Origin of the sequence: Methylovorus sp. MM2, assembly GCF_001648895.1 — a bacterium.
GTDB lineage: Bacteria > Pseudomonadota > Gammaproteobacteria > Burkholderiales > Methylophilaceae > MM1.
The window spans coordinates 204,435-227,985 of sequence record NZ_LXUF01000011.1; the positions used below are offsets into that span (position 1 = coordinate 204,435).

The 23,551-nt window shown below is 47.7% G+C and carries 22 protein-coding genes; 9 read left to right on the plus strand and 13 right to left on the minus strand.

The genetic code is table 11. The annotated features are described in order from the left end of the window. Window positions 1–12: 12 nt before the first annotated feature. Window positions 13–897, plus strand: coding sequence for a drug/metabolite exporter YedA (gene yedA, locus A7981_RS08640; protein WP_067267108.1), 885 nt, complete (start codon window positions 13–15; stop codon window positions 895–897). Here the strand turns inward: yedA and A7981_RS08645 are convergent. Further along, window positions 894–1,607: an energy-coupling factor ABC transporter permease gene (locus A7981_RS08645; protein ID WP_254258543.1), complete on the minus strand. Its 714-nt coding sequence runs from the start codon at window positions 1,605–1,607 to the stop codon at window positions 894–896. The genes yedA and A7981_RS08645 overlap by 4 nt on opposite strands. Window positions 1,608–1,668: 61 nt before the next feature. Here A7981_RS08645 and A7981_RS08650 point away from each other — a divergent pair, with 61 nt between their 5' ends. Continuing rightward, window positions 1,669–2,331 (plus strand): HAD family phosphatase, encoded by a 663-nt coding sequence (locus A7981_RS08650; protein ID WP_067267862.1) that lies wholly within the window; start codon window positions 1,669–1,671, stop codon window positions 2,329–2,331. Here A7981_RS08650 and A7981_RS08655 read toward each other — a convergent pair. Continuing rightward, a complete protein-coding gene (locus A7981_RS08655; RefSeq protein ID WP_067267109.1) occupies window positions 2,318–3,349 on the minus strand; it encodes a quinone-dependent dihydroorotate dehydrogenase in 1,032 nt (343 codons plus the stop codon). The genes A7981_RS08650 and A7981_RS08655 overlap by 14 nt on opposite strands. A gap of 110 nt (window positions 3,350–3,459) precedes the next feature. Here A7981_RS08655 and A7981_RS08660 point away from each other — a divergent pair, with 110 nt between their 5' ends. Further along, window positions 3,460–3,810 carry a DUF3147 family protein gene (locus tag A7981_RS08660; RefSeq protein WP_067267111.1) on the plus strand — a complete coding sequence of 117 codons (351 nt, stop codon included), beginning with the start codon at window positions 3,460–3,462 and terminating at the stop codon, window positions 3,808–3,810. Window positions 3,811–3,870: 60 nt separating this feature from the next. Here the strand turns inward: A7981_RS08660 and A7981_RS08665 are convergent, their stop codons facing one another. The 8 genes from A7981_RS08665 to cysS all read right to left on the minus strand — a co-directional run bounded on the left by A7981_RS08665 (window position 3,871) and on the right by cysS (window position 15,421). Next, a complete protein-coding gene (locus tag A7981_RS08665) occupies window positions 3,871–4,206 on the minus strand; it encodes a P-II family nitrogen regulator (protein WP_067267113.1) in 336 nt (111 codons plus the stop codon). A gap of 40 nt (window positions 4,207–4,246) precedes the next feature. Beyond that, entirely contained in the window at window positions 4,247–7,342 is a 3,096-nt protein-coding gene (locus tag A7981_RS08670) for an efflux RND transporter permease subunit (protein WP_067267114.1), read from the minus strand. Between the two features lie 244 nt (window positions 7,343–7,586). Beyond that, entirely contained in the window at window positions 7,587–7,919 is a 333-nt protein-coding gene (locus tag A7981_RS08675; protein WP_067267116.1) for a P-II family nitrogen regulator, read from the minus strand. A 12-nt stretch (window positions 7,920–7,931) separates the two neighbouring features. Next, a complete protein-coding gene (locus tag A7981_RS08680) occupies window positions 7,932–11,027 on the minus strand; it encodes an efflux RND transporter permease subunit (RefSeq protein WP_067267118.1) in 3,096 nt (1,031 codons plus the stop codon). A gap of 3 nt (window positions 11,028–11,030) precedes the next feature. After that, window positions 11,031–12,215 carry an efflux RND transporter periplasmic adaptor subunit gene (locus A7981_RS08685; RefSeq protein ID WP_254258544.1) on the minus strand — a complete coding sequence of 395 codons (1,185 nt, stop codon included), beginning with the start codon at window positions 12,213–12,215 and terminating at the stop codon, window positions 11,031–11,033. Beyond that, the gene (locus A7981_RS08690; protein WP_082889284.1) at window positions 12,215–13,522 is read right to left on the minus strand and encodes a TolC family protein; all 1,308 of its coding nucleotides are present in this window, start codon (window positions 13,520–13,522) and stop codon (window positions 12,215–12,217) included. Before A7981_RS08690 ends, A7981_RS08685 begins: the two co-directional genes overlap by 1 nt. Before the next feature lie 187 nt (window positions 13,523–13,709). Further along, window positions 13,710–14,000, minus strand: coding sequence for a hypothetical protein (locus A7981_RS08695; RefSeq protein WP_067267119.1), 291 nt, complete (start codon window positions 13,998–14,000; stop codon window positions 13,710–13,712). A gap of 50 nt (window positions 14,001–14,050) precedes the next feature. Next, on the minus strand, window positions 14,051–15,421 hold the full coding sequence (gene cysS / locus A7981_RS08700; protein ID WP_067267121.1) for a cysteine--tRNA ligase: 1,371 nt from the start codon (window positions 15,419–15,421) through the stop codon (window positions 14,051–14,053). Between the two features lie 196 nt (window positions 15,422–15,617). Between cysS and A7981_RS08705 the strand changes: the two genes are divergently transcribed. Genes A7981_RS08705 through A7981_RS08730 form a run of 6 tightly spaced genes read left to right on the plus strand, consistent with a single transcriptional unit; the run spans window position 15,618 to window position 20,222 of the window. After that, window positions 15,618–16,670: a tetratricopeptide repeat protein gene (locus A7981_RS08705; protein WP_067267871.1), complete on the plus strand. Its 1,053-nt coding sequence runs from the start codon at window positions 15,618–15,620 to the stop codon at window positions 16,668–16,670. A gap of 22 nt (window positions 16,671–16,692) precedes the next feature. Beyond that, window positions 16,693–17,925, plus strand: a complete 1,233-nt coding sequence (locus A7981_RS08710) for a murein L,D-transpeptidase family protein (protein WP_067267123.1) — start codon at window positions 16,693–16,695, stop codon at window positions 17,923–17,925. A gap of 34 nt (window positions 17,926–17,959) precedes the next feature. Next, a complete protein-coding gene (locus A7981_RS08715; RefSeq protein ID WP_067267125.1) occupies window positions 17,960–18,664 on the plus strand; it encodes a peptidylprolyl isomerase in 705 nt (234 codons plus the stop codon). Then, window positions 18,661–19,152, plus strand: coding sequence for a peptidylprolyl isomerase (locus A7981_RS08720; RefSeq protein WP_067267127.1), 492 nt, complete (start codon window positions 18,661–18,663; stop codon window positions 19,150–19,152). The genes A7981_RS08715 and A7981_RS08720 overlap by 4 nt, the downstream gene beginning before the upstream one ends. Window positions 19,153–19,177: 25 nt before the next feature. Continuing rightward, window positions 19,178–19,924 carry a UDP-2,3-diacylglucosamine diphosphatase gene (locus A7981_RS08725; protein ID WP_067267129.1) on the plus strand — a complete coding sequence of 249 codons (747 nt, stop codon included), beginning with the start codon at window positions 19,178–19,180 and terminating at the stop codon, window positions 19,922–19,924. Window positions 19,925–19,955: 31 nt separating this feature from the next. After that, window positions 19,956–20,222, plus strand: coding sequence for a (2Fe-2S) ferredoxin domain-containing protein (locus A7981_RS08730; protein ID WP_067267872.1), 267 nt, complete (start codon window positions 19,956–19,958; stop codon window positions 20,220–20,222). A gap of 23 nt (window positions 20,223–20,245) precedes the next feature. On the opposite strand, the gene A7981_RS08735 is transcribed toward A7981_RS08730, so the two are convergent. The 3 genes from A7981_RS08735 to A7981_RS08745 form a co-directional block, all read right to left on the minus strand. Continuing rightward, window positions 20,246–21,871, minus strand: coding sequence for an HD family phosphohydrolase (locus A7981_RS08735; RefSeq protein WP_067267131.1), 1,626 nt, complete (start codon window positions 21,869–21,871; stop codon window positions 20,246–20,248). A gap of 123 nt (window positions 21,872–21,994) precedes the next feature. Further along, entirely contained in the window at window positions 21,995–22,714 is a 720-nt protein-coding gene (locus tag A7981_RS08740) for an FHA domain-containing protein (protein WP_067267133.1), read from the minus strand. A 12-nt stretch (window positions 22,715–22,726) separates the two neighbouring features. Continuing rightward, window positions 22,727–23,551 carry a Stp1/IreP family PP2C-type Ser/Thr phosphatase gene (locus A7981_RS08745; protein WP_067267134.1) on the minus strand — a complete coding sequence of 275 codons (825 nt, stop codon included), beginning with the start codon at window positions 23,549–23,551 and terminating at the stop codon, window positions 22,727–22,729.

The window sequence follows — 23,551 nt, forward strand, 5'->3', positions numbered from 1 at the left end:
AAAGCGGCAAAATTGGATCTCATCAAGAAACAACGAGCGCTGCTTGTGGTTGCAGCGCTTACCACCCTATATTTTGTTTGGGGTTCTACGTTTCTTGCCATGCGCTTTGCTATCGAAAGCTTCCCGCCATTCATGATGGCGGCGATTCGCTTTACGGTCGCGGGCGGCATGTTATTTCTCATACTTCTCATTCGTGGCTATGCTTTTCCAACCTTGATCGAATGGCGTAACTCAGCGGTAGTCGGCATCATGTTGCTTTCCATCGGCAACGCAGGGGTGGCGTATGCTGAACAGTCTGTTTCATCTGGCGTTGCGGCACTCGCTATTGCCACCGTGCCATTATGGATGGCACTCTTTGGCAGCATTTGGCAAAAATCCCCGAATCAGCGTGAATGGCTAGGCATCTTGATCGGTACAGTAGGCATCGTGATATTGCACCTAGGACATACAATGCAGGCCAGCCCTTTCGGCGCAATGATATTGCTAGGTGCAGCCGCAAGTTGGGCATTGGGATCAACTTGGGGACGGCACTTAACCATGCCCACAGGTGCAATGGCGAGCGCTACGCAGATGCTGACGGGTGGTATCGCGCTTATCATCGCCAGTTTGATCGCAGGTGAGACATGGCCTTCACATCCATCAGAAAAATCGATCTATGCGATCATTTACCTGATCATATTCGGCTCATTCATCGCCTATAGTGCTTATCTGTTTCTGCTTGACCATGTTCGCCCGGCACTTGCCACCAGTTATGCTTTTGTGAATCCAGTCGTTGCATTGCTCTTAGGCGCCTGGCTGGCAAATGAAGTGATAGGTCGCGCCGAATTCATGGCATTGGCAATCATCATTGTCGGTGTTTTATTGGTGCTGCCATTGAAGCGAGATGCCCAACTTTAACGCCTGATTTTAAGATAGCGCTCATCGCTAAAAGTCATTAGCCAGTGCGGTCTAAAAGCGGTCATCAAGGTAACCGCCATGCCTGTAAGTAAAGCTTCTGACCACGCCATGAAGATGTAATAGGCGAGATAGTTTTGTCGCAAATAACTCAGTGGATAAACTCCACTTTCACTAAGAATGAACGTGGAAAAAAACCCACAAAGCGTAATAGCGATAGCTGCACACGCAAAACTGCTGATGAATATATAGATGAATAAGTGATTGGGTAGTTTGCGATCAACCCATCGGAAAAGTATGTAACTGAAGATAACGGGAATCGCCACCATCATCATAAAGTTCAGCCCCAAGGCTTCCCAACCGGCCATACCGAATAGCGTAATACAAAGCAACACAAGCAAAAGTGCAATGAGCGCCAATTGCCAGCCAAACATCAGGGTTAGGACTGTTGCGCCTAATAAATGGAAATTAAGCCCCGGCCTGATACCCGCTTTTACACTCCATATGAGCATCAACGATACGACGAAACCAAAGAAGACATGCAACAAGTCGTGCTGTTTTAAATGAGACCACGGCGCTGTTCTAGCTGCAACCACAAGCAGGAAGAATGTGAAGGCATTGGCGGCCCACATTAAATTTACCGGTAACAGCGAATCAGGGAAGTTCATACTAAAATGACCTTGTTTATCATCCAAGGTTCTCTTATACCTCATCTATAATTATGGCTCGTCTATAATATAGACTTTAGCAATTTTGTACCCAACGGAGAAGATTTTGCAGCTTGCCTTATTTGATTTGGATAACACACTTCTAGCTGGCGACAGCGATTACCAATGGGGGCAGTTTCTTATTGATGTCGGCGTACTTGACCGCGTAAAGCATACCGCGACTAATGATCAGTTCTATCAAGACTATAAACAAGGCAAACTCGATATCTACGCATTTCTGGAATTTCAGCTCAAGCCTTTAAGTAAATATCCACGCGAGCAATTGGATGCTTGGCATCAACAATATATGCAGCAAAAGATACTGCCGATGATCACTAATAAAGCACGCGCATTAGTAGAACATCACCGTAGTAGCGGTGATCTGATGATGATCATCACCGCAACCAATAGCTTTGTCACAGCACCGATCGCCAAGGAATTTGGTATTGAAAATTTGATTGGCACGACACCTGAAGAGATCGATGGGAAATTCACCGGTCGCGCAGCTGGCACACCAAGCTTTCAGGAAGGTAAAGTGACTCGTTTGAACGAATGGCTGAAAGCACAGGGTAAGTCGCTTAAAGATTTCGAAACTACATGGTTCTATAGTGACTCACATAACGATCTGCCACTGATGAAACTGGTCGACAAACCTATTGCCGTTGACCCTGACCCGATATTGCAAGCCTATGCTGAAGAGCATGCCTGGCCCATCATTAGTTTGCGTTAAAACTACCGATTTCTTTACACGCTTCTTGCACAAGGCCGGGGCCACGATAGATCAATCCACTGTAGATTTGGACGAGACTGGCACCGGCTTGCATCTTTTCAAGCGCATCCTGCGCGTTCAAAATACCGCCCACGCCAATAATAGGGATACGTCCTTGCAAACGCTGTGCAAGCTGACGAATCACCACTGTGGATTTATCTTTCACTGGCGCACCAGACAAGCCACCAGCTTCATCGGCATTATCCATGCCTTCCACTGCATCACGCGCAAGCGTTGTATTCGTTGCAATCACGCCATCGAAACCATGTTCCAAAAGCAGATCGGCGATTTTTTCAACCTGTTCTTCTTCAAGATCAGGTGCGATCTTCAGTGTGATCGGCACATATCGGCGATGCGCCTGAAACAGCTTTGCCTGCTCCTGCTTGAGCGCTGCAAGTAACAGAGAAAGCGCAGCAGTTTCCTGCAATTGCCGTAGATTTTTTGTATTCGGTGATGAGATATTCACTGTCACATAGCTGGCGAAGGCATATACCTTGCGCAGGCAAATCAGATAGTCTTCAACCGCACGCTCATTCGGCGTATCGAAATTCTTACCGATATTGATACCGATGATACCTTTAAACTTTGCGCGTTTAACATTCTCGACCAGCGCATCAACCCCAAGGTTATTGAACCCAAAACGATTGATGATGCCTTCTGCCTCAGTCACGCGAAATAGCCTTGGCTGTGCGTTACCTGGCTGTGGGCGTGGGGTCACGGTACCCACTTCGATAAACCCGAAATGCAGTGCGGCAAGCCCATCGATATAAGCCGCATTTTTATCTAAACCCGCAGCGAGCCCCACCGGATTAGGGAATGTAAGACCCATGACTGTTCGGGGTTGGGCACGCGGCATCTTTGCTAAAAAAGAGAGAATGCCTATTTTTTGTGCAAGCTTCAGGCTTTTAAGCGTGAAATTATGCGCAAGCTCTGCATCTAATTTAAAAAGGATTGGTTTAATAAGTGAGTAAATATCCATGACTGAATTTTACTAGATTTAAGCGATTTAAAATCAGAATCTGTTGCGGGAGTATTTAGAAAAATACGATGCGATATAATCAAAATACATTCTGCGAGAAGGAAAGACCTATGGCATGGCTTATTACAAAATATTGCATTACTGCGGCCATCGTCGTACTGGTTTCCGAGCTTGCCAAGCGGAGTGACAAATTAGGTGGGTTCGTGGCAGCACTGCCACTGATCACAATTTTAGCCCTTATTTGGCTGTATCTTGAGAAGCAATCTGCTGAAAAGATAGCCAATCACGCTTGGTATACATTCTGGTATGTCATACCGACTTTACCGATGTTTTTGGCATTTCCTTCGTTGCTGCAGCGCATAGGGTTCTGGCCAACGATATTAGCCAGTATATGCATCACCATTTGTTGCTTTAGTGTATTTGCGCTGATATTGCACAGATTTGGAATAGAGCTGCTGTAATCCAACAACTCTATTTTCACAATGGCTCCTCAGTTTGAGAGTGACGAGAGCACTCATCACCTAACAATCGAGAACGGTGATCTTTTCCGATAGGCGAATCATACGTTCTACAGGCGTGACCCAGACGATACCATCCCCGGCATGGCCGGTATGTCCGACCTCTACGAGTATCTGCAAAACACCTTCGACAAGGTCATCAGGTGCTACCATCTCGATATGCACTTTGGGGCTATAGTCGGTCAACTCTTCACGTACCCCGACAACAGGCTTGGCAAGATGGTGACCACAACCTTCTACCTTGCTCACTGTCATGCCGGGGAAGCCCTTCACGTTTCGTAAGGCGGAACGGATCTTGGGCAAACGGTGCGGCTGTACAATTGCTTTGATCTCTTTCATGATTCTTCTCCCATGCGTCTATGCGCAATCAATTTAAACATCATGCTTCAATTCTGGCTTCTTCGAACTTACGATACAGCGTAGGAACAACAACAAGGGTCAGCAATGTAGAAGTAATCAAGCCACCGATCACCACAATCGCCAGCGGGCGCTGAATTTCAGAGCCAGGCCCCGTAGCAAAAAGAAAAGGCACCAGCGCCAACATCGCCACTGTGGCGGTCATCATCACTGGCCTAAAACGCTGTTTGCAACCCTGCACGATGGCCTCCATCTGGCTCATGCCGTCATCCCTCAGACTACGGATATAAGAGACCAAGACCACACCATTCAGCACAGCGATCCCCCACAAGGCGATAAAACCAACAGATGCGGGGACGGACAAATATTCACCGGTGAGAAATAAGGCAAATATGCCTCCGATAGAAGCAAACGGCAGCACCATGATGATCATGGTGGCATATCGCACCGAGTTGAATAGCAGGAATAGCAGGAAGAAAATCGCGCCTATCGTAATAGGAATAATCACCGAGAGATGCCCTAGTGCACGCTCCATATTCTGGAATTGCCCACCATATTCCAGATAATACCCTTCTGGCAGCTTGAGCTTTTTATCAAGCACTTGCTGCAACTCTGCGACAAAGCCGCCTAGATCACGATCCTTAACATTGATACCGACCACAATGCGACGTTTTGCCAGCTCACGACTGATTTGTGCAGGACCATCACGAATCTCGATTCTACCAAGATCACGCAATGCTACCCGGGCACCATTGGGTGAAGTAATCAGGATATTGCTGATTGCCTCAACGTTATTGCGAAAACTTTCAGGATATCGAATAGCCGCAGTAAAACGGCGCTGACCTTCAAATATTTCAGTCGCCACCTTGCCGCCTATCGCTGTTTCTATCACATCATGAATATCCGATGCATTGATACCCTGACGCGCGATGGCTTGCCTGTCCACCACCATATTGAGATATTGCTGGCCTGAGACTTTTTCCACGCGCATGTCGGTGGCGCCCCTGATTTCACCTGCAAGTTTGGCGATTTCTTCAGCTTTGGCTTTAAGGGTGGCCATATCTTCACCAAACACCTTGACCGCCACATCTGAACGTACACCAGTGAGCAACTCATCGACACGGTCTGAAATAGGTTGCGCCATCACCACCTGCGCACCTGGCAGCACGCGCAATGCCTTCTGTATTTCGGCAGCAATCGTATCCTGCGTCCACCCCTCTGGCCATTCCTTACGTGGTTTGAGGCTGACAATCGGCGAAGACTCATTCTGGCTTTGCGGGTCAGCTGGACTTTCTCCACGCCCTAAACCTGAAACCGCTGATTTAACCCCAGGAATTTTAGAGATGATTTTCATGGCATCCATCTCCATACGCGTCGATTCTTCGAGTGAGATATTGGGCACACGAATAATATTCGGCACAATCGACCCCTCTTTCATCTCGGGGATAAAAGAAGTTCCAAGCAATGGAACGGTCAAGATAGCCAGAACAAAGACAGTCACCGCGGTAAGAATCGTTTTATTCTCGTTCTTCAATGCCCAGTTCAACATTGAAACATAGGGTTTCTTGATCGCTTGAATCAGGCGCGTATCCTCACCACTACCCCCTTTCAGCATATAGGAACACATCACGGGCGATAACGTCAGCGAGAGTATCAGCGACACGAACAACGCGATAGCAATGGTCAAGGCCAAAGGTGCGAACATCTTGCCTTCCATACCCTGCAAAGTCATCAGTGGCAGAAACACCAGGATGATAATACCTACCCCAAACAACACAGGCGTTGCCACTTCAGAAGCTGCCTCAAACACTACGCGGATTTTGCTTTCGTCTTTGCGGTGCCCCAATTGATGGAAAGTATTCTCTACCACCACCACCGAGCCGTCCACCATGAGTCCGATGGCAATCGCAAGACCACCAAGCGACATCAGGTTAGCCGAGATACCGTAATAGTTCATGGCCATGAAGGTAATCAGCGGCGTAAGAATCAGGGTGCCGACCACAATCAGGCTAGAGCGCACATCGCCCAAAAACAGGAAAAGAATGACGATGACAAGAATGATGCCCTCAATCAGCACCTTCACTACCGTAAACAGTGCCGCATCTACCAGCTCGCTACGATCATAGAAGGGAACGATCTTGAGACCCCCGGGTAGCATGCTTTTTTCGTTAATCTCTTTCACCCGCGTCTTGATTCGACTGACGACTTCTTTGGCATTACCGCCACGCATCATCATGACGATACCGCCCACGGCTTCAGTGTCACCGTTTTTGACTAGGGTACCCACACGCACTTCATGCCCTAGCTTCACTTCGGCAACATCACGCATATACACTGGTGTGCCGTTTTGTTCTTTCAATACAATACTTCTGATGTCATCCAAACTCTGGATCAAGCTCACACCACGCACCAGATACTGCTCGGCATATTGGGGCAGGATTCCGCCCCCACTGTTAGCATTATTATGTGCAAGCGCCATATAAATATCTTGCAGCTTGAGGCCGTAGTGATTCATACGATCCGGGTTGACCAAAGCTTGGTACTGCTTGACATACCCACCCTGCGAGTTGATCTCGGCCACCCCAGGAATGCCGCGCAACATAGGCCTGACTATCCAGTCTTCAACAGAACGGCGTTCGGTTAAGTCTTCTTCTGTAAGCCTTTTCGTGCCATCCGATGCTTTTTCCAGCGTGAATTGGTAGACTTCGCCCAAACCAGTAGAAACGGGTCCCAATATGGGCGTGACGCCCATGGGCATGCGGCTGGATACCTCCATCAAGCGCTCCATCACCAGTTGCCGCGCAAAATAAACATCCGTACTTTCGGTAAATACCAGAGTGATCAGGGAAAGTCCGTTTTTATTCAGGGAGCGCATCTCTGTCAAACCCGGCAAGCCTGTCATGGAAATCTCTAGCGGAACCGTGACAAATCGCTCGACCTCCTCTGGTGAACGACCTGTCGCTTCAGTAGCAATTAATACCTGCACGTTGGTCACATCAGGGAAAGCATCCACAGACAGATTCTGTACGGCAAAAAGACCTGCCACCATGAGCGCAAGCGCAATGACTACAACAACAAGACGTTGACTTAATGCGCTGCGGATAAGTGATTCAATCATGTTGTATTCCCGTGATCATGAACTGTGATTGACGATATTGCGGCCTATTCGATGACGGCGATATTATCTCGTTATCTCCTGCACAGAACACGCAATCGATAACTGGATTGCCCCATCATAGCAAATATATATGTAACAAAATGTTTTATGCTTTATTTGTGGGCATAAAAGATGTAAATCCAGAAAATAAACGGGCTCCCGCAGGAGCCCGTTTATTTCAATCATTTTTATCTAAAATAATGACTTACTTGATCACGGTAATTTGTTCTGAAAGTCTGATCATACGTTCAGCCGGTGTCACCCAGACAATACCATCGCCCACATGCCCAGTATGGCCGACCTCAACCAGTATCTGCAACAAACCTTCAACCATCTCTTCCGGCGCTACAATTTCGATCCTGACTTTAGGGCTGTAGTCCGTCAGCTCTTCTCGCACCCCCAACACCGGTTTTGCCATGTGATGACCGCAGCCATCCACCTTGCTGACGGTCATGCCAGGAAAACCCTTGATGTTACGCAAGGCAGAGCGAATCTTGGGAAGTCGATGAGGTTGTACTACCGCTTTGATTTCTTTCATGTCGTGCTCCTGTTATGCCTCGACTCTTTCTTCCTCAAACCAGCGATAAAGCGTAGGAAGAACAACCAGCGTTAGAATTGTAGAAGTAATCAAACCACCAATGACCACGATTGCCAATGGTCGCTGTACTTCAGAACCAGGCCCTGTAGCAAACAGGAATGGCACTAGGCCGAGCATTGCCACCGTCGCCGTCATCATGACTGGTCGGAAGCGTTGCGCGCAGCCTTGGGCAATGGCTTCTATCTGCGATTTGCCTTCATCACGCAAACTACGGATGTACGAAACCAGCACCACACCATTCAATACCGCAATACCCCATAGCGCAATAAACCCAACGGATGCAGGTACCGACAGGTATTCGCCTGTGACAAACAGCGCGATTACGCCGCCGATAGATGCAAATGGCAATACTAGAATAATCAGGCTGGCAAAGCGCACCGATTTAAACAACAGGAAAAGCAGGAAGAATATCGCGGCAATGGTAATCGGCACAATCACCATCAAATGCGCCATAGCGCGCTCCATATTCTGGAACTGTCCACCCCACACCAAGTAATAGCCCTCGGGTAGTTTGACTTTGCTTTGCACTTTCTCTTGTAACTCGGTCACAAAACCACCGAGATCGCGGTCTCGAACGTTGACCCCCACCACGATACGCCGTTTTGCCGATTCGCGATTGATCTGTGCCGGGCCATCTAGTACCCTGATTTTCGCTAGGTCAGCAAGCGCGACTCTTGAACCTCTGGAAGAGGTCATAAAAATACTCTTAATCGCGTCTTCATTGTCACGAAATTCCTCTGGAAAGCGCACTGCAGCCTGGAATCGGCGCTCGCCTTCGAAAATCTCAGTAGCCACTTTACCGCCGATGGCCGTTTCGATCACATCGTGGATATCAGCCACATTGATGCCGTGGCGGGCAATCGCTTCACGATCAATATCAATCACCAGATACTGTTGCCCAGTGACTTTATCTACGCGCATATCGGTTGCACCATCGATGCTACCCGCAACGCGTGCGATTTCATCGGCCTTGGCCTTAAGTACGGCAATATCCGAACCGAAAATCTTCACAGCCACGTCTGATTTAACGCCTGTGACCAGCTCTGCCACCCGAGCCGCAATCGGTTGCGACATGACCACTTGAATGCCCGGAATACCTTTGATTTTTTCACGGATAGCATCGGCAATCGAATCCTGATTCCATCCCTTAGGCCATTGATCACGCGGTAGCAAACTGACAATCGGCGTAGATTCATTCTGCCCTTGCGGATCAGCAGGACTTTCACCGCGCCCGATACCAGACACCACGCTCTTGACGCCTGGCACCTCAGTAATGGCTTTCATGGCAGCATTCTCAAGCTTGACAGATTCCTCCAGAGAAATATTGGGCAGGCGTACGACACTCGGCACAATGGAGCCCTCGCGCATTTCCGGAATAAAGGCCGTACCCAGAAAAGGAAACAGCAAGAGCGTCCCGACAAACACCATACCTGCAATCGATACGGTCTTTTTAGGGTTGCCCACCGCAGCATTCAATAACTTGAGGTAAGGCGTTTTCATCACTCGAATAAACTTCGTATCTTCGCCCGTACCACCTTTTAGCAGATAAGAACTCAAGGCCGGAGTCAGAGTCAGTGAAAGTACCAGTGATACAAATAGCGCAATGGCAATGGTATAAGCCATAGGCGCAAACATCTTGCCCTCCATGCCTTCCATGGTCATTAGCGGCAGGAACACCAGAATGATAATACCAACCCCAAATAGCACAGGCGTGGCCACTTCGGAAGCTGCTTCAAAGACCACGCGGATTTTGCTTTCACCTTTGCGGTGGCCTAAATGGTGGAATGCATTTTCCACCACCACCACAGAACCATCGACCATCAGCCCGATAGCAATGGCAAGACCGCCCAGCGACATCAGGTTAGCCGATATGCCATAGTAGTTCATGGCCATAAAGGTGATAGCAGGGGTAAGCACCAAAGTACCGACCACAATCAGGCTGGAGCGTACGTCTCCCAAAAACAGGAAGAGGATAATCACCACGAGGATGATACCTTCGATCAACACCTTAACGACCGTGTTCAGCGCCGCATCCACCAGCTCGCTACGATCATAGAAAGGTACGATCTTGAGGCCACTGGGCAACATGCCCTGCTCGTTGACTTCCTTGACCCGCGTTTTGATACGACCCACCACTTCTTTGGCATTACCGCCACGTATCATCATGACAATACCGCCAACCGACTCCGTATCCCCATTCTTGATCAGCGCACCCACACGCACTTCGTTACCGATCACAACCTCGGCCACATCGCGCATATATACAGGAACACCATCCTGTTCCTTCAAGACAATATTGCGTATATCAGCGACGCTTTTTACCAAACCTACGCCGCGTATCAGGTATTGCTCGGAGTAGTGGCGTAATATGCCACCGCCGCTATTGGCATTGTTGCGCTCCAGCGCGGTATAAATATCTTGCAACTTGAGGCCATAGTGATTCATACGGTCAGGGTTGACTAGGGCTTGGTACTGCTTGACATAACCACCCTGCGAATTGATTTCTGCTACGCCTGGAATACCACGCAGCAAGGGGCGAACGACCCAATCCTGTATGGCACGGCGCTCTTTAAGCTCATCTACTGTTAGCTCACGCTTGCCATCATCATCGCGCTCCAGCGTATATTGATACACTTCGCCCAGACCAGTTGAAACTGGCCCCAGTATAGGCGTCACGCCGTCAGGCATGCGCTCCATGACCTCCATCAGGCGCTCCATCACCAGTTGCCGCGCAAAATAGACATCGGTACTGTCGGTAAACACCAAGGTAATGATGGAAAGACCGTTCTTATTTAGCGAACGCATTTCAGTCAGGCCGGGTAAGCCTGTCATGGCCATTTCCAGCGGAACGGTAATAAAGCGTTCTACTTCTTCAGGTGATTTTCCAGTGGCTTGAGCAGCAATCTGCACCTGAATATTGGTGACATCGGGGAATGCATCTACCGATAATTTTTTGACAGCAAATACACCAGAGACTAACAATGCGACAGCCAATACCATCACAATGAGGCGCTGTTGCAGCGCCCCACGTATCAAAGACTCAATCATGGTTTACTCCAGTTCTTTGCGCTTGCGCTCGTTATTCACATGGAACGCACCTTCGCCCACCACAACTTCGCCTTCTGACAAGCCACTTGCGACCGCAACCACGCCATCATATTGCGGGCCAAGCGTTACTTCACGCAGACGATATTTATTGGGCGCAATCTGAACGAACACATAGTCGCGATCATCCTCACGCACAACAGATTGCAAAGGGATAGCCAGACGCGGGGTAGGAGAAGACCTAACCACCATTGAAACCAGCATGTCAGGCTTCAGGCTATGATTAGAATTAGCAAGGTCAGTGCGTACCATGACTGTGCGGGTCTGCGGATTGACGATATCGCCCACGTAAATCAATTTACCGGTGAATTGTTTATTGCTCAGCGCAGGAATCTCGATCGTCACTTCCTCGTCCTCTTCGATCAGCTCAGCCTGTTGCTCAGGCACCTCTGCCACTGCCCAGACGTGTGAAAGATCAGCGACGATAAATAACTCCTCTGCTGGCTGAACCACTTGCCCCAGATTCACTTTACGACTGATGACAGTACCAGCAAGGCGTGAAGAGACATTGCTGAAAGAAAGCAGGTCTCCCGATTTTTTGATTCTTGCGATACTCGCAGGCGCCATGCCAAGCACTGTCAGTTGGTCACGTGCAGCGCTCAGGTCGGCCTGGGCTGCGCTCAACTCTGCCTCACGCCGTTGCAACTCAGCCGCACTGATCACATCAGACTCTAGCAGCAAGCGAGCACGCTCAACGGCTTTAGTCTGCAGATCAATCTGCTGCAATGCCTTGATATATAGCAATTGGTGCTGCGCGAGTTCAGTACTGTTTAATCTGGCTAGTACCTGACCCTCTTTTACCTCTTGTCCAAGAATCACGTCTATATCCGTGATTCGGCCAGTAACAGAAGCGCCGATACGCGCAACACGCTGTTCATCTACCTGAATACTGCCAGGTACACGCAAAAGCTCACGGATATCAGAAACGGCAACAGTCGCGAGCTTCACTTGCGCCTGCAACTCTGGTGTCAAATCAACAATATTGGTATCGACCACTTCTTTCGCCGGTTGTGCTTCCTCTTTAGAACCACAGCCGACGAGCATACAGGCCAATAAGAGACTCAGTACAAACGACCTTCCAGAAGTATGGTTAGACGTTGATTCATTCATACGAAAATATTGTGCAAACATTAAGGTTTTACCTCCAAAAGTTCTGTTCCAAGTAGCCGCTCGATTTCGAGCATTGTGCTCACATAGTCATATCGTGCAGCCAGGTAATCTTTACGGACAGCACTAAACGTGCGTTGTGCATCCAGGTATTCAAGTATGCCGCGCTCCCCGAACCGGTAAGCATCTTCTGCCACTTTCAGGGTAGACTCGGATTGCTTCAACAATCCATTCTCAAAAGAGGCTACCTGATGCGATGCGATCAAATAGCGTTGATAAGCAGAATCGATATCGCGCTGTAGTCCAAGCTCTCGGTCACTCAAAATCGCATCGACCTGCCTCACACCTGCTGCGGCTTCTGCAATCTGACCTTGACGTTGACTCCAAAGCGGCAAAGGCACAGCAAGCCCAAAGCGCATACTAGTCAGATCAGGATCCTGCTCGATGCCGGCTTTCAGGGTCACACCTGGAAATCGCAAGCTCTGCTCGAGCCGTAGCCTTGCTTGGGCAGCCTCACGTGCAGCACGTGCCTGTGTCAATAATGGGCTTTGATCAATCTGCTGACGTAGCGAATCAAGCGAAGGCAAACTATTGCCTAAAGGTAGCTCGCCCTGCACATCAAAATCCATGGGCATGGATTGCCCGATCAATCCACGCAAATAACCTTTTGCCTCAGTGATGCGGACGATGGCTGCCTGATAGTCACGTTCTGCAGCCAGTGCCTCCGTATCCGCCTTGATCAACTCATAACGCGGAGATTCGCCTACATCAACCCTGAGTTTCACACGCTCACGAATCTGTTGCAGAAGGTTGCGGTCACCCTCGACCAGCTTGAGTACCGCCTGCCGTTGCAGTACATCATAAAACGCACTTTTCACCCGTGCTCGCAGTTCAATACGTGTTAATTCGGAACCAACACCAGTCACCTGAATATTAGATTCGGCAATTTCCCTGCGCGCTCTACGCACATCGAAAAACTCCAACGGCTGGGAAAGCGTCACCCCCCAGTTTTTTCCATCACCCTGACCGCCAGATCGGTAACGTGCAGGGCCTGAACCAGCCTCTATCTCAGGATTAAGGTAAGCCTTAGCAGTAGTTAGGCCTGCCTGTGCAGCATCTTCTTGCGCACGGGTAAGGCCAATGACCGGATTTTGCTGCATGGCAGCGCCAATGACGTCGGGAAGCGTATAGGTGGCAGCTTGGGCGTTCAATGCCATCATGCCAAATAACAAAAATAATGCCAGCGAATACCATTTGAATAGACGCACTTCTGGTATTGCGATAGTTCTTGCACCAAAACGGCGCATGTACAACGGATTATCTATATTCATATCATTCTACTGAGTAATTCAATTGACTGACACAGCACGATTGCTGGTACCAAAATTCGATACAGAGCTAGGTGCGTAGCCGGAATGAAACCTCATCTCCCCTTAATGAATCGGCGTTAACTTCACAACTATAGTGAACATATAACCACTTGTATTAGCAAAGGTCACGCCAACCCGGGAGAATCAGTTATGAATAGATAGCGCGCGGGGGCCTGAGAACAGGTGGTATAGAAGGCTGTAGATAAGAAACTTGTGATAGCGTAACTTTAGACTCTTTAGGTACGAAAGTTCGCGTGAAATGCTGGCAACACATGAGTGGATCATTGAAATCAACGTTACTATCCGCTTCGATCTGCGGTATATCCGCAAAGGTAGGCACGTCGTAGTCTATGGAATACGTATGCTCAGCTTGCTGAAATAGCAAACTAAAGCAAAGCATCAAGCTAAAAACGATAAATAATGATTTGCTGATCGACATTGGTTTAGATTATAGCCACAAATATCGCGTTGTTACAATTACACTCTGCATCACACCCTGCGCCAAGTGGTACCTTGCGCAGTGTCTTCGAGCACGATTCCTTTATCCAGTAAGGTTTTACGGAGACGATCAGCTTCTGCAAAATCTTTTTCCTGCCTAGCCTTAAGACGGCTGGCAATCATGCCATCGATCTCATCTGGGGTATATCCTTCAGCGGAAACATCCCCCTGCAAGAAGGTCTCAGGGTCGCGCTGTAATAAACCCAGTAAGCCAGCAAGCTTTTTAAGCAGTGCGGCGGATTCAAGTGATCCTGTTTTATTAATGTGGTTGGCGAGCTCAAACAAAACAGCCATGGCTTCAGGTGTATTGAAATCGTCATTCATCGCATCCTGAAATGCCGATGCCACCGGATGCTGCCAATCAATCGCTACATCCTCCACCGTCAAACTCCGCAAGGCCGTATATAAGCGTGACAATGCCTGCTTGGCATCATTCAGATGTAGATTGGAGTAATTCAGCGGGCTTCGATATTGGGCACGCAGGATAAAGAACCTGACGACTTCAGCATCATACTTTTCAAGCACTTCACGAATCGTGAAGAAATTGCCGAGCGACTTGGACATCTTTTCATCATCGACGCGCACGAATCCATTATGGATCCAGTAATTCACGAACGTACATTGATTAGCAGCTTCAGATTGCGCGATCTCATTCTCATGATGCGGGAACTGAAGATCCTGCCCACCGCCATGGATATCAAAGTGTTTGCCTAGGTGTTGCTCGCCCATAGCGGAACATTCAATATGCCATCCCGGACGCCCCTTGCCCCAAGGAGAATCCCAGCTCGGTTCATTCGGTTTAGCCGATTTCCAGAGTACAAAATCCATGGGATCGCGTTTATGCGTATCGACCTCGACTCGCTCTCCGGCACGTAAATCGTCCAGAGACTTACCCGATAATTTGCCATAGCCAGCAAAGCTATTCACTGAATAGAATACATCGCCGTTATCCGCAGGATAGGCATTGCCATTAGAGATCAACTTCGAAATCATCTCGACCATACTGACAATATAATTGGTCGCGCGCGGCTCGATATCAGGACGTATCACCCCCAGCTTGGCAGAGTCTTCATCCATCGCCGTGATGAATCTTGAAGTAAGCTCGCCAATAGACTCATTATTATCATTGGCACGCTTAATGATCTTGTCATCAATATCCGTAATATTGCGCACATACGTCACATCAAGGCCCGAAGCGCGTAACCAGCGATTGATCATGTCGAATACGACCATGACTCTGGCGTGCCCAAGATGGCAATAATCATAGACCGTCATGCCGCAGACATACATGCTGACTTTGCCCGCAACGATAGGAATGAACACCTGCTTTTCACGTGCAATACTGTTATAAATCTTGAGCATAATCGTTTAGTGCTTTACCAAAACATCACTAGATAAAAAGTTCTCAGCAGATAAAAGACCGCTGAAAATAACATTCAGGATGATTTTTTTACGTGATGTGCTAAATAAATGCTGGGAATCCATGATGAGCTATTGGAGGTTGAATAGGCTATTGATAGAATTGGGGGATAATTTAACAGCGAAAAAGTATAACATAATGCCCGCACCACGCTTCTCCTTGTTTACCCTGCTTTTTTGCGCGACCATCCTCTTTGCATCAAGTGTACACGCAGACGAAATCAAAGATATCACACAGCTTGCCAGCCAAGGCCAACAAGCTGCAGCGCTGAATCGCATCAACACTTATGTGAGCAATAACCCGCAAGATGTACAAGGCTTGTTTGTACGCGGCGTATTACTGACAGAGATGAATCGCCGTGACGAGGCGATCAAGGTCTTTACGGATATCACTGAAAAATTCCCCAGCCTGCCTGAACCATATAACAACCTTGCAGTGTTATATGCAGACCAAGGGCAATATGATAAAGCCCGCAAGGCATTGGAAAGTGCGATCAAAACCCATCCCAGCTATGCGACTGCGCATGAGAACTTAGGCGACATATACGCACGCATGGCCTCAGAAGCTTACGACAAAGCATTGCAGCTTGATAATAGCAACGAACGTGCGCAAGGCAAGCTCGCATTGATTAAAGATCTTTTCAGTACGAGCAGCAGACCAACGACTGTTGCAGCGAAGAATTCTGATACGGCAAAACCATCTGACCCGGTAAAATCAACACCAGTAACACCACCCGCCGTGAAACCGGCTGAACCAATCAAGCCTGCTGAAGCACCAAAACCTGTAGATCAGCCTAAAGTGACTGAACCTGCAAAACCTGTTGAACCTGCGGCCGTTACAGCGTCTAGCGAAGAGAAAAACATCAGCTCGGCCGTTGAACAATGGGCAAAAGCATGGTCCGACAAGAACACTGATCAATATCTGGCGCGTTACGCCGAGAACTTCTCAACTCCAAACGGTGAAAGCCGTGCAGAATGGGAGAAAGTCCGTCGTGAACGTATCAGCAAACCGGCTTCAATTAATGTGGGAATCTCGAACTTGCGAATCAAAATGGAAAATGCAACGACTGCAAAAGCGAGCTTCAGCCAGAACTATCGTGCTGGCACTGTATCAAAACGCACATCCAAGACATTGGTAATGCAAAAGGTACGTGGCAATTGGTTAATTACACAGGAGCTGACCGATCGCTGAGCGCCGGACATTTTAATAGCTCATGCGAATACTAAAAGTTTTACTCAATAGCGCGCTGCTAGCCAGCGCCTTCCTGCCTTGGAACGCCACGGCGATCGACCACGTAGACTTGAGCAAGCAGGTCGGCATATTTGGCACGAATAAATTCAGCCCGAACTATACCGAGAACCTACTTGTAAAAAGCCTGCTTGAGATCACGCAAGGCAAGACACAGCAAGCGCTCGATACCTTGGACCAGCTAATTCGCGATATGCCGAATTTCAAGCTGGCGTATCTGGTTCGTGGTGATTTGCTCATGGCAAAAGCGCAAAGACAACCATCATTTGGTAATGCGTCAATGGGCGCCCCTGACAAGATATCTGACTTCCGCGCTGAAGCGCGTATGCGTATAGAGCATTATCTTTCACAGCAAAATGCTGCGAATAAAATACCCGAGCCCATCTGGCAATTGGATGCGAGCCAAAAGAATGTCATCATCGTCGATGCAGATAAATCCCGTTTGTACCTTTACCGCAATCAAGGAGGTAGTCCGGAATATGTCACCGATTATTATGTGACTGTAGGCAAAAACGGTTACGAAAAAAGCACTGAAGGTGATAAACGCACACCATTAGGCATCTACTTTGCGAGCGGCAAACTAGATCGAAAACTGCCTGACTTCTATGGGGATGCTGCCTACCCGCTTAACTATCCTAACGAATGGGATAAGCATCAAGGCAAAAATGGCCATGGCATCTGGCTACATGGCACACCTGCTAGCACTTACAGCCGCCCTCCACGTGCGAGCGATGGCTGCGTTGTATTGACCAATCCAGATCTGAAATCGTTAGCCCCTATCCTGCAAACCGGCAAAACCTTGGTCATCATTGCCAATAACCTACAATGGCTTGATGCTAAACAAGCATCCATGCAAAAGAACGACCTCTCAAAAGCCATCGACCATTGGCGCAAGGATTGGGAATCACAAAATACGGACAGCTATCTTGCCTACTATTCTGACAAGTTTTTTACCCAAACCAGCGACTTAAGCACTTGGTCAAAAGACAAGCGCCGCATTCAGGCAACAAAATCCCAGATCGAGATCAAGCTATCCAACATGAGCATGTTCCGTTATCCTAACAGCCAATTTACCATGGTCGCAGTAAATTTTGATCAGGATTACAAGAGCAATAATCTTGATAGCAAGATGCGAAAACGTCAGCTCTGGATACTCGAAAATCAGCGTTGGAAAATCATATATGAAGGTGCAGCTTGATTGCTTTTTGCGATGAGGCTGGAGGAGATTCAAAATGCGTAGCATCATGTTTACAATACTGCTTTCGATCTTATGTGGCTCAAGCGCATATGCGTTAGAACCCGTTCTTACAGGCAAACCACAAGTAGAGATACAAACCAATAAAGGCAGCTTTGTTGTAGAGCTTTACCCTGAAAAAGCCCCGCAGACCGTCAATAACTTCCTCAAATACGTAGAGGCTGATTTTTACAAAGGCACCATCTTTCATCGCGTGATGAAAAACTTTATGGTGCAGGGTGGCGGATTAACTGTAGATCTAAAAGATAAGTCTACCTATAGCCCTATCATCAATGAATCCAACAACGGGCTGAAGAATGAAGTCGGAACGCTATCCATGGCACGCGCGTTTGCTTCAGACTCCGCAACATCCCAATTCTTTATCAATCTATCTGACAACAAATTCCTTAATTTCTACAAGCCTGACCCGCATTACATTGGTTATTGCGTATTTGGCAAGGTGGTTCGCGGGCTTGATATCATCCAACGCATTGGCACAGCACCCACGCAAGAGATCGGTCTGAACAAAAACGTACCAATAGAACCTGTTATCATTGAAAAAGTAACGTTATTGGAAGCGCCAATACCGATTGAAGAGCATCTGCTGGTGACACCGCCAGACGCTCCAAAGAAAAAACCCAGCAAAGCAAAACCGATTAAAACAGACGCTTCAAAAGCTACATCAAAAGGAAAAACACCGTGATTAAACTCTATACCAACTTTGGCGAAATTACTCTAGAACTGGATGCTGAGAAAGCACCGATTACCGTTGCCAACTTTATTGAATACGTAAACAAAGGCTTTTACACCAATGTCATTTTTCATCGTGTGATCCCTGGCTTTATGGTGCAAGGTGGTGGGTTTGATACTGACATGAAGCAAAAACCAACAGATGCGCCGATTAAAAATGAAGCAAACAATGGCCTCAAAAATGATAAATATACAGTCGCCATGGCACGTACACCGAACCCTGATTCAGCCAGCAGCCAGTTCTTTATCAATGTGAATGACAATGACTTCCTGAATTTCACCGCACCCACTTCTTCTGGCTGGGGATATGCTGTTTTCGGAAAAGTAACTGAAGGCACCGATATCGTAGATAAAATCACAAAAGTAAAGACTGGTAGCAAGCTTGGTCATCAGGATGTTCCTGTAGAACCAGTGATTATCGAACGTGCAGAAGTCATTTAGTACGTTACTAAATCGCTAAACCACTATGTCAGATATCGGGAATGTCAATAGTTTTAGTCTATTCATTTCCGATCTACATCTCTGCCATACTAGGCCCGCCATCACAGCGCAATTCATCGCGTTTCTAGCTTCAACCGCTAAGGATGCCGAAGCACTTTATATTCTGGGTGATTTTTTTGAATATTGGGCAGGAGATGATGATATTGCAGACGCACATCATCAACACATCATCGGCGCCTTAAAAGGCTTGAGTAGTTCCGGTACTAAGATATTTTTTATGCACGGCAATCGTGACTTTCTCATCGCAGATATCTTTGCCGCCTCCGCAGGGCTAACTCTGCTACCAGACCCCACTTTGCTAGAAGTTTACGGCAAACGTATATTGCTGAGTCATGGCGATACACTATGTACTGATGATCTGGATTACCAAGCCTTTCGTAAACAGGTTCGTGCACCTGCGTGGCAAAAGGCTTTTTTGGACCAGCCCCTTGCCACTAGGAAAGCGCAGATAGAGGCATTAAGGCAACGCAGTGAGTCCGAGAAGTCATATAAAAACGAAAGCATCATGGATGTAAATCCAGATGCCGTGCATACTTTACTTCGAGATTTTGATTACCCTGAAATCTTGATTCATGGGCATACACATCGCCCAGCACTTCATCAGCTGACGTATGATGGCCATACCAGTGAACGCTGGGTGTTAGGTGACTGGTACGAGCAAGGAAGCTGCCTTAGACTTGATAAAACAGGTTGCAAGAACATTGCGATCTAACAAAACCATGTGATGGTTAGCGATGGATGCCATGAAAAAAATCATTGTCTGCGTCAAATCACGTGCCAGCCAGCATCAACCTTCATGTGCTGCCAGAGGCAGTGAGGCTATTGCAGACCAATTAGAACAACTGATCATTAACAGTAAATTGGCAATTCAGATCGAGCGTTTTAAATGTTTGGGATGTTGTGAGCAAGGCCCGAATATGAGGCTGGCGCCGTTCGGAAAATTCTACCACCAGATGACACAGGATGACCTGCCAAGCCTGATGTTAGAACTGGCAGCGCTCTCCAAATAAGCTATTCAGCATTGGGGGTTGGGCTAAGGAATGTACCCAGGAATCGCCGCTTCGTCGACCTCATCAACCTGCTCTGGCTGTAAAAAATTCTCGGCATATCGCAGATAAACTTTTTCCCGCACGAAGATATCAAACAGATCCGGATCAATATGTTGATCCAATTTCATTTTGCCCAGAATAAAAAGTGATTCAGACAATGTCTTCGCTTTTTTATAGGGACGATCACGAGAAGTAAGCGCCTCAAAAATATCTGCGATTCCCATGATACGCGCGGGCACAGACATTTGCTCTCTAGTTAGCCCTCGCGGATAACCCTTGCCATCCATACGTTCATGGTGACCACCCGCATATTCAGGGACGCGCTTCAAGTCTTTAGGGTATGGCAGGGATTCCAGCATATTGATTGTCACATCAATATGGTTATTAATCACAGTACGCTCTTCTGTCGTTAATGTGCCTCTAGCAATATTCAGATTATAAATCTCATCCTTACTGAGGAAGTCCACACGCTTACCATCACTGCCATGCAACCTGTATCTGGCGATTTCATGCACACGTTGTTGATCTTCAGAGGTCATGAATTCACCACCGAAATTGGCATTACGTAAAAAATCGCGGTCTGCGTCAGCCTGCTGCTTAAAGGCATGAAGCTCTGATTCAAGAATATCAAAATCGGCTGGCTTGCCACTTTTAAGAAGATTCAACTGTTTACGCAACATGTCGTTTTCGGCTTGTTGCTTAAGCAGTTCAAAACGCTGATCCACCAAATGGATACGATCAAAAATCGTTGAGAGTTTGGTGGGTTTATCCATCACCGATTCAGGGGTGGTGACCTTGCCACAATCATGCAACCAAGCCGCGATACGGAGTTCGTATATCTCTTTCTCGCTGAGTGAGAATTCTTTCAATGGGCCTACATTATTCCTGCACACTGCATCGGCGAGTAGCATGGTCAGTTCTGGCACTCTGCGACAATGCCCCCCTGTATAGGGAGACTTTTCATCGATCGCATCTGCAATCAACTCTATGAATGACTCGAATAAATTCTTAAGACCTTCGATCAGATTATGATTAGTCAATGCCACAGCTGCTTGCGAAGCAAGGGATGCGACTAACTGCTGATTCTGCTCTGAGAACGCAATGATCTCATGTGTCACGGGATCAATGGCATTGATAAGCTGAAGTACACCAATGATCTCATTCTCATGATTTTTCATTGGGATAGTTAGAAAGGATTTGGAACGATAGCCTGTATTCTGGTCGAATTTACGCGTGCCGGAGAAATCAAAACCTTCTGCCTCATAAGCATCTTCGACATTGACCAAGCGATCCTCAAGAACCGCATAAGCCGCCACCATATTGATATTCGGTGTACCGTCTTCAAGATACAAAGGCAATGCCGGAAATTGGATCTCTTTACCGGTTGTCCCCCCAAGCGCAATGCCTAGGGTGTCAGTACGCACGATCTCAAACTTAAGGCGGTTATCTTCTGTAACGGTATAAAGGGTGCCGCCATCTGCATTGGTAATCTCTTTTGCACCAAGCAGTATCATCTCTAGCAAGCGCTGGTTATCCCGCTCAGCAGACAGCGCGATACCAATCGCATTCAAGCGTTCTAATTGCTTAAGTAGTTCTCGCTGGCCAGCCATTTAGCAGTTTCAGTGGCTATGCGATTGAGTCAAATTGCATGATCATACTGTTCCTATCACAACAGCAAGCGAGGGAAATAGCAATAAGACATCATGCAATCCCCAACAAGCTACACTACTAGACTAGCTAGCCCCTAAATAGAACTCCATTTTAACGCCGGCAATCTCAACAACATCATGATCATTCAGTGGATGCGCCTGTGCGCCTACCGAATTGCCATTGACCACAGGATGCGTCTGGCCTTCCACATGGGTAATAAAATACCCTTGAGGCCGCTTGGTAATAACCGCGACTTGCACACCCGGTTTACCTAAGGTAGTCAACGCTTTATTTAATACAAGCTCTTTACCCATGCTTGGACCATTCAAGACCTGCACACGCCCCACAATAGAAGACTCAGCCGCAGCTGGTTGTGCCGGTGCGGGGGATTGTGTAACAGGTTGCACGGGTTTAGGTGTATCAGCCACTGGCACTGCTGCTTTTGCTGACATGGGGCGAATGATCATGGTCTTCTCAAAATCTTCCGGACTACTTCCCATGCCGGTGCTGATCGCTTTGTCATTGATATATTTCAGCTGATATTTGCCGAACTCGATGAGGTCCGCATGTTGTAGCACATGCTTCTTGATGGCCTTGCCATTGACTAAAGTGCCGTTGGTGCTACCAAGATCTTCAAGAAACGAATCATTCCCGATCGTGACAATCGCAGCGTGCTCGCCACTCACCGCCAGGTTATCGATATGAATATCATTGGTCGATCTGCGACCGACCGTCATTCGATCTTTATCAAGCGGAAACTCGCCCAGAAAAGCCCCGTCCAAAGAAAAAATCAGCTTCGCCATGTTCTATCCTGCTTATTTTAACCAATTGAAAAAATTGTCATACCAAGTACGCTCAATTGCAAAGGGCTTGAGGATCTTAATCAGTATGACAGAAATATTGTCTTTGCCGCCCGCATCATTTGCCATTTGAATCAGTTGATTAGCCACTAACTCAAGATTAGCACTTAATGTGCCAATGGTTGAACTAATCTCTTCATCACTGACCAAATCCGTCAATCCATCAGAGCACAGCATATAGATGTCATTCACTTCTACGTCATGCTCATGAAGTTCTAAATCAACGCTTGGGTCTATTCCCAGCGCCCTTGTGACCAAGTTCTTATTATTTGAGAACTTGGCCTGCTCAGGCGTGATTAGGCCGGATTTAAGCTGCTCCTGCAATAAAGAGTGATCCTCAGTAATCTGCTGCAACTCGCCAGCACGCAGCCTGTACATACGCGAATCACCGATGTGCCCTGCTAGTAATTTGTTATTGGTGAATAAACCGACAACCAGCGTTGTACCCATACCCGCACATTGCGGTTGATCCTGCGAAACGTTATAGATGGATTCATTTGCCTTGGCGACGGCATCAATGATCAGCAGACTTTCGGCCTGCATGCCACTAACTGCATCTGTCTCACCGGGCTCAAGCTCCTGCATCGTTTCTTTAAGTTCAGCAACGATAGTCAATACAGCAATCTCGCTGGCAACCTCGCCAGCCTTGTAGCCGCCCATGCCATCAGCGAGGACAACCAAGCCAATCTCAGCATCACTCGCAATGGAATCTTCGTTATGTTCACGCCGCTGCCCAACATCTGTTAGACGCACGATTTCCAAATGATTAGTCAAATCCAT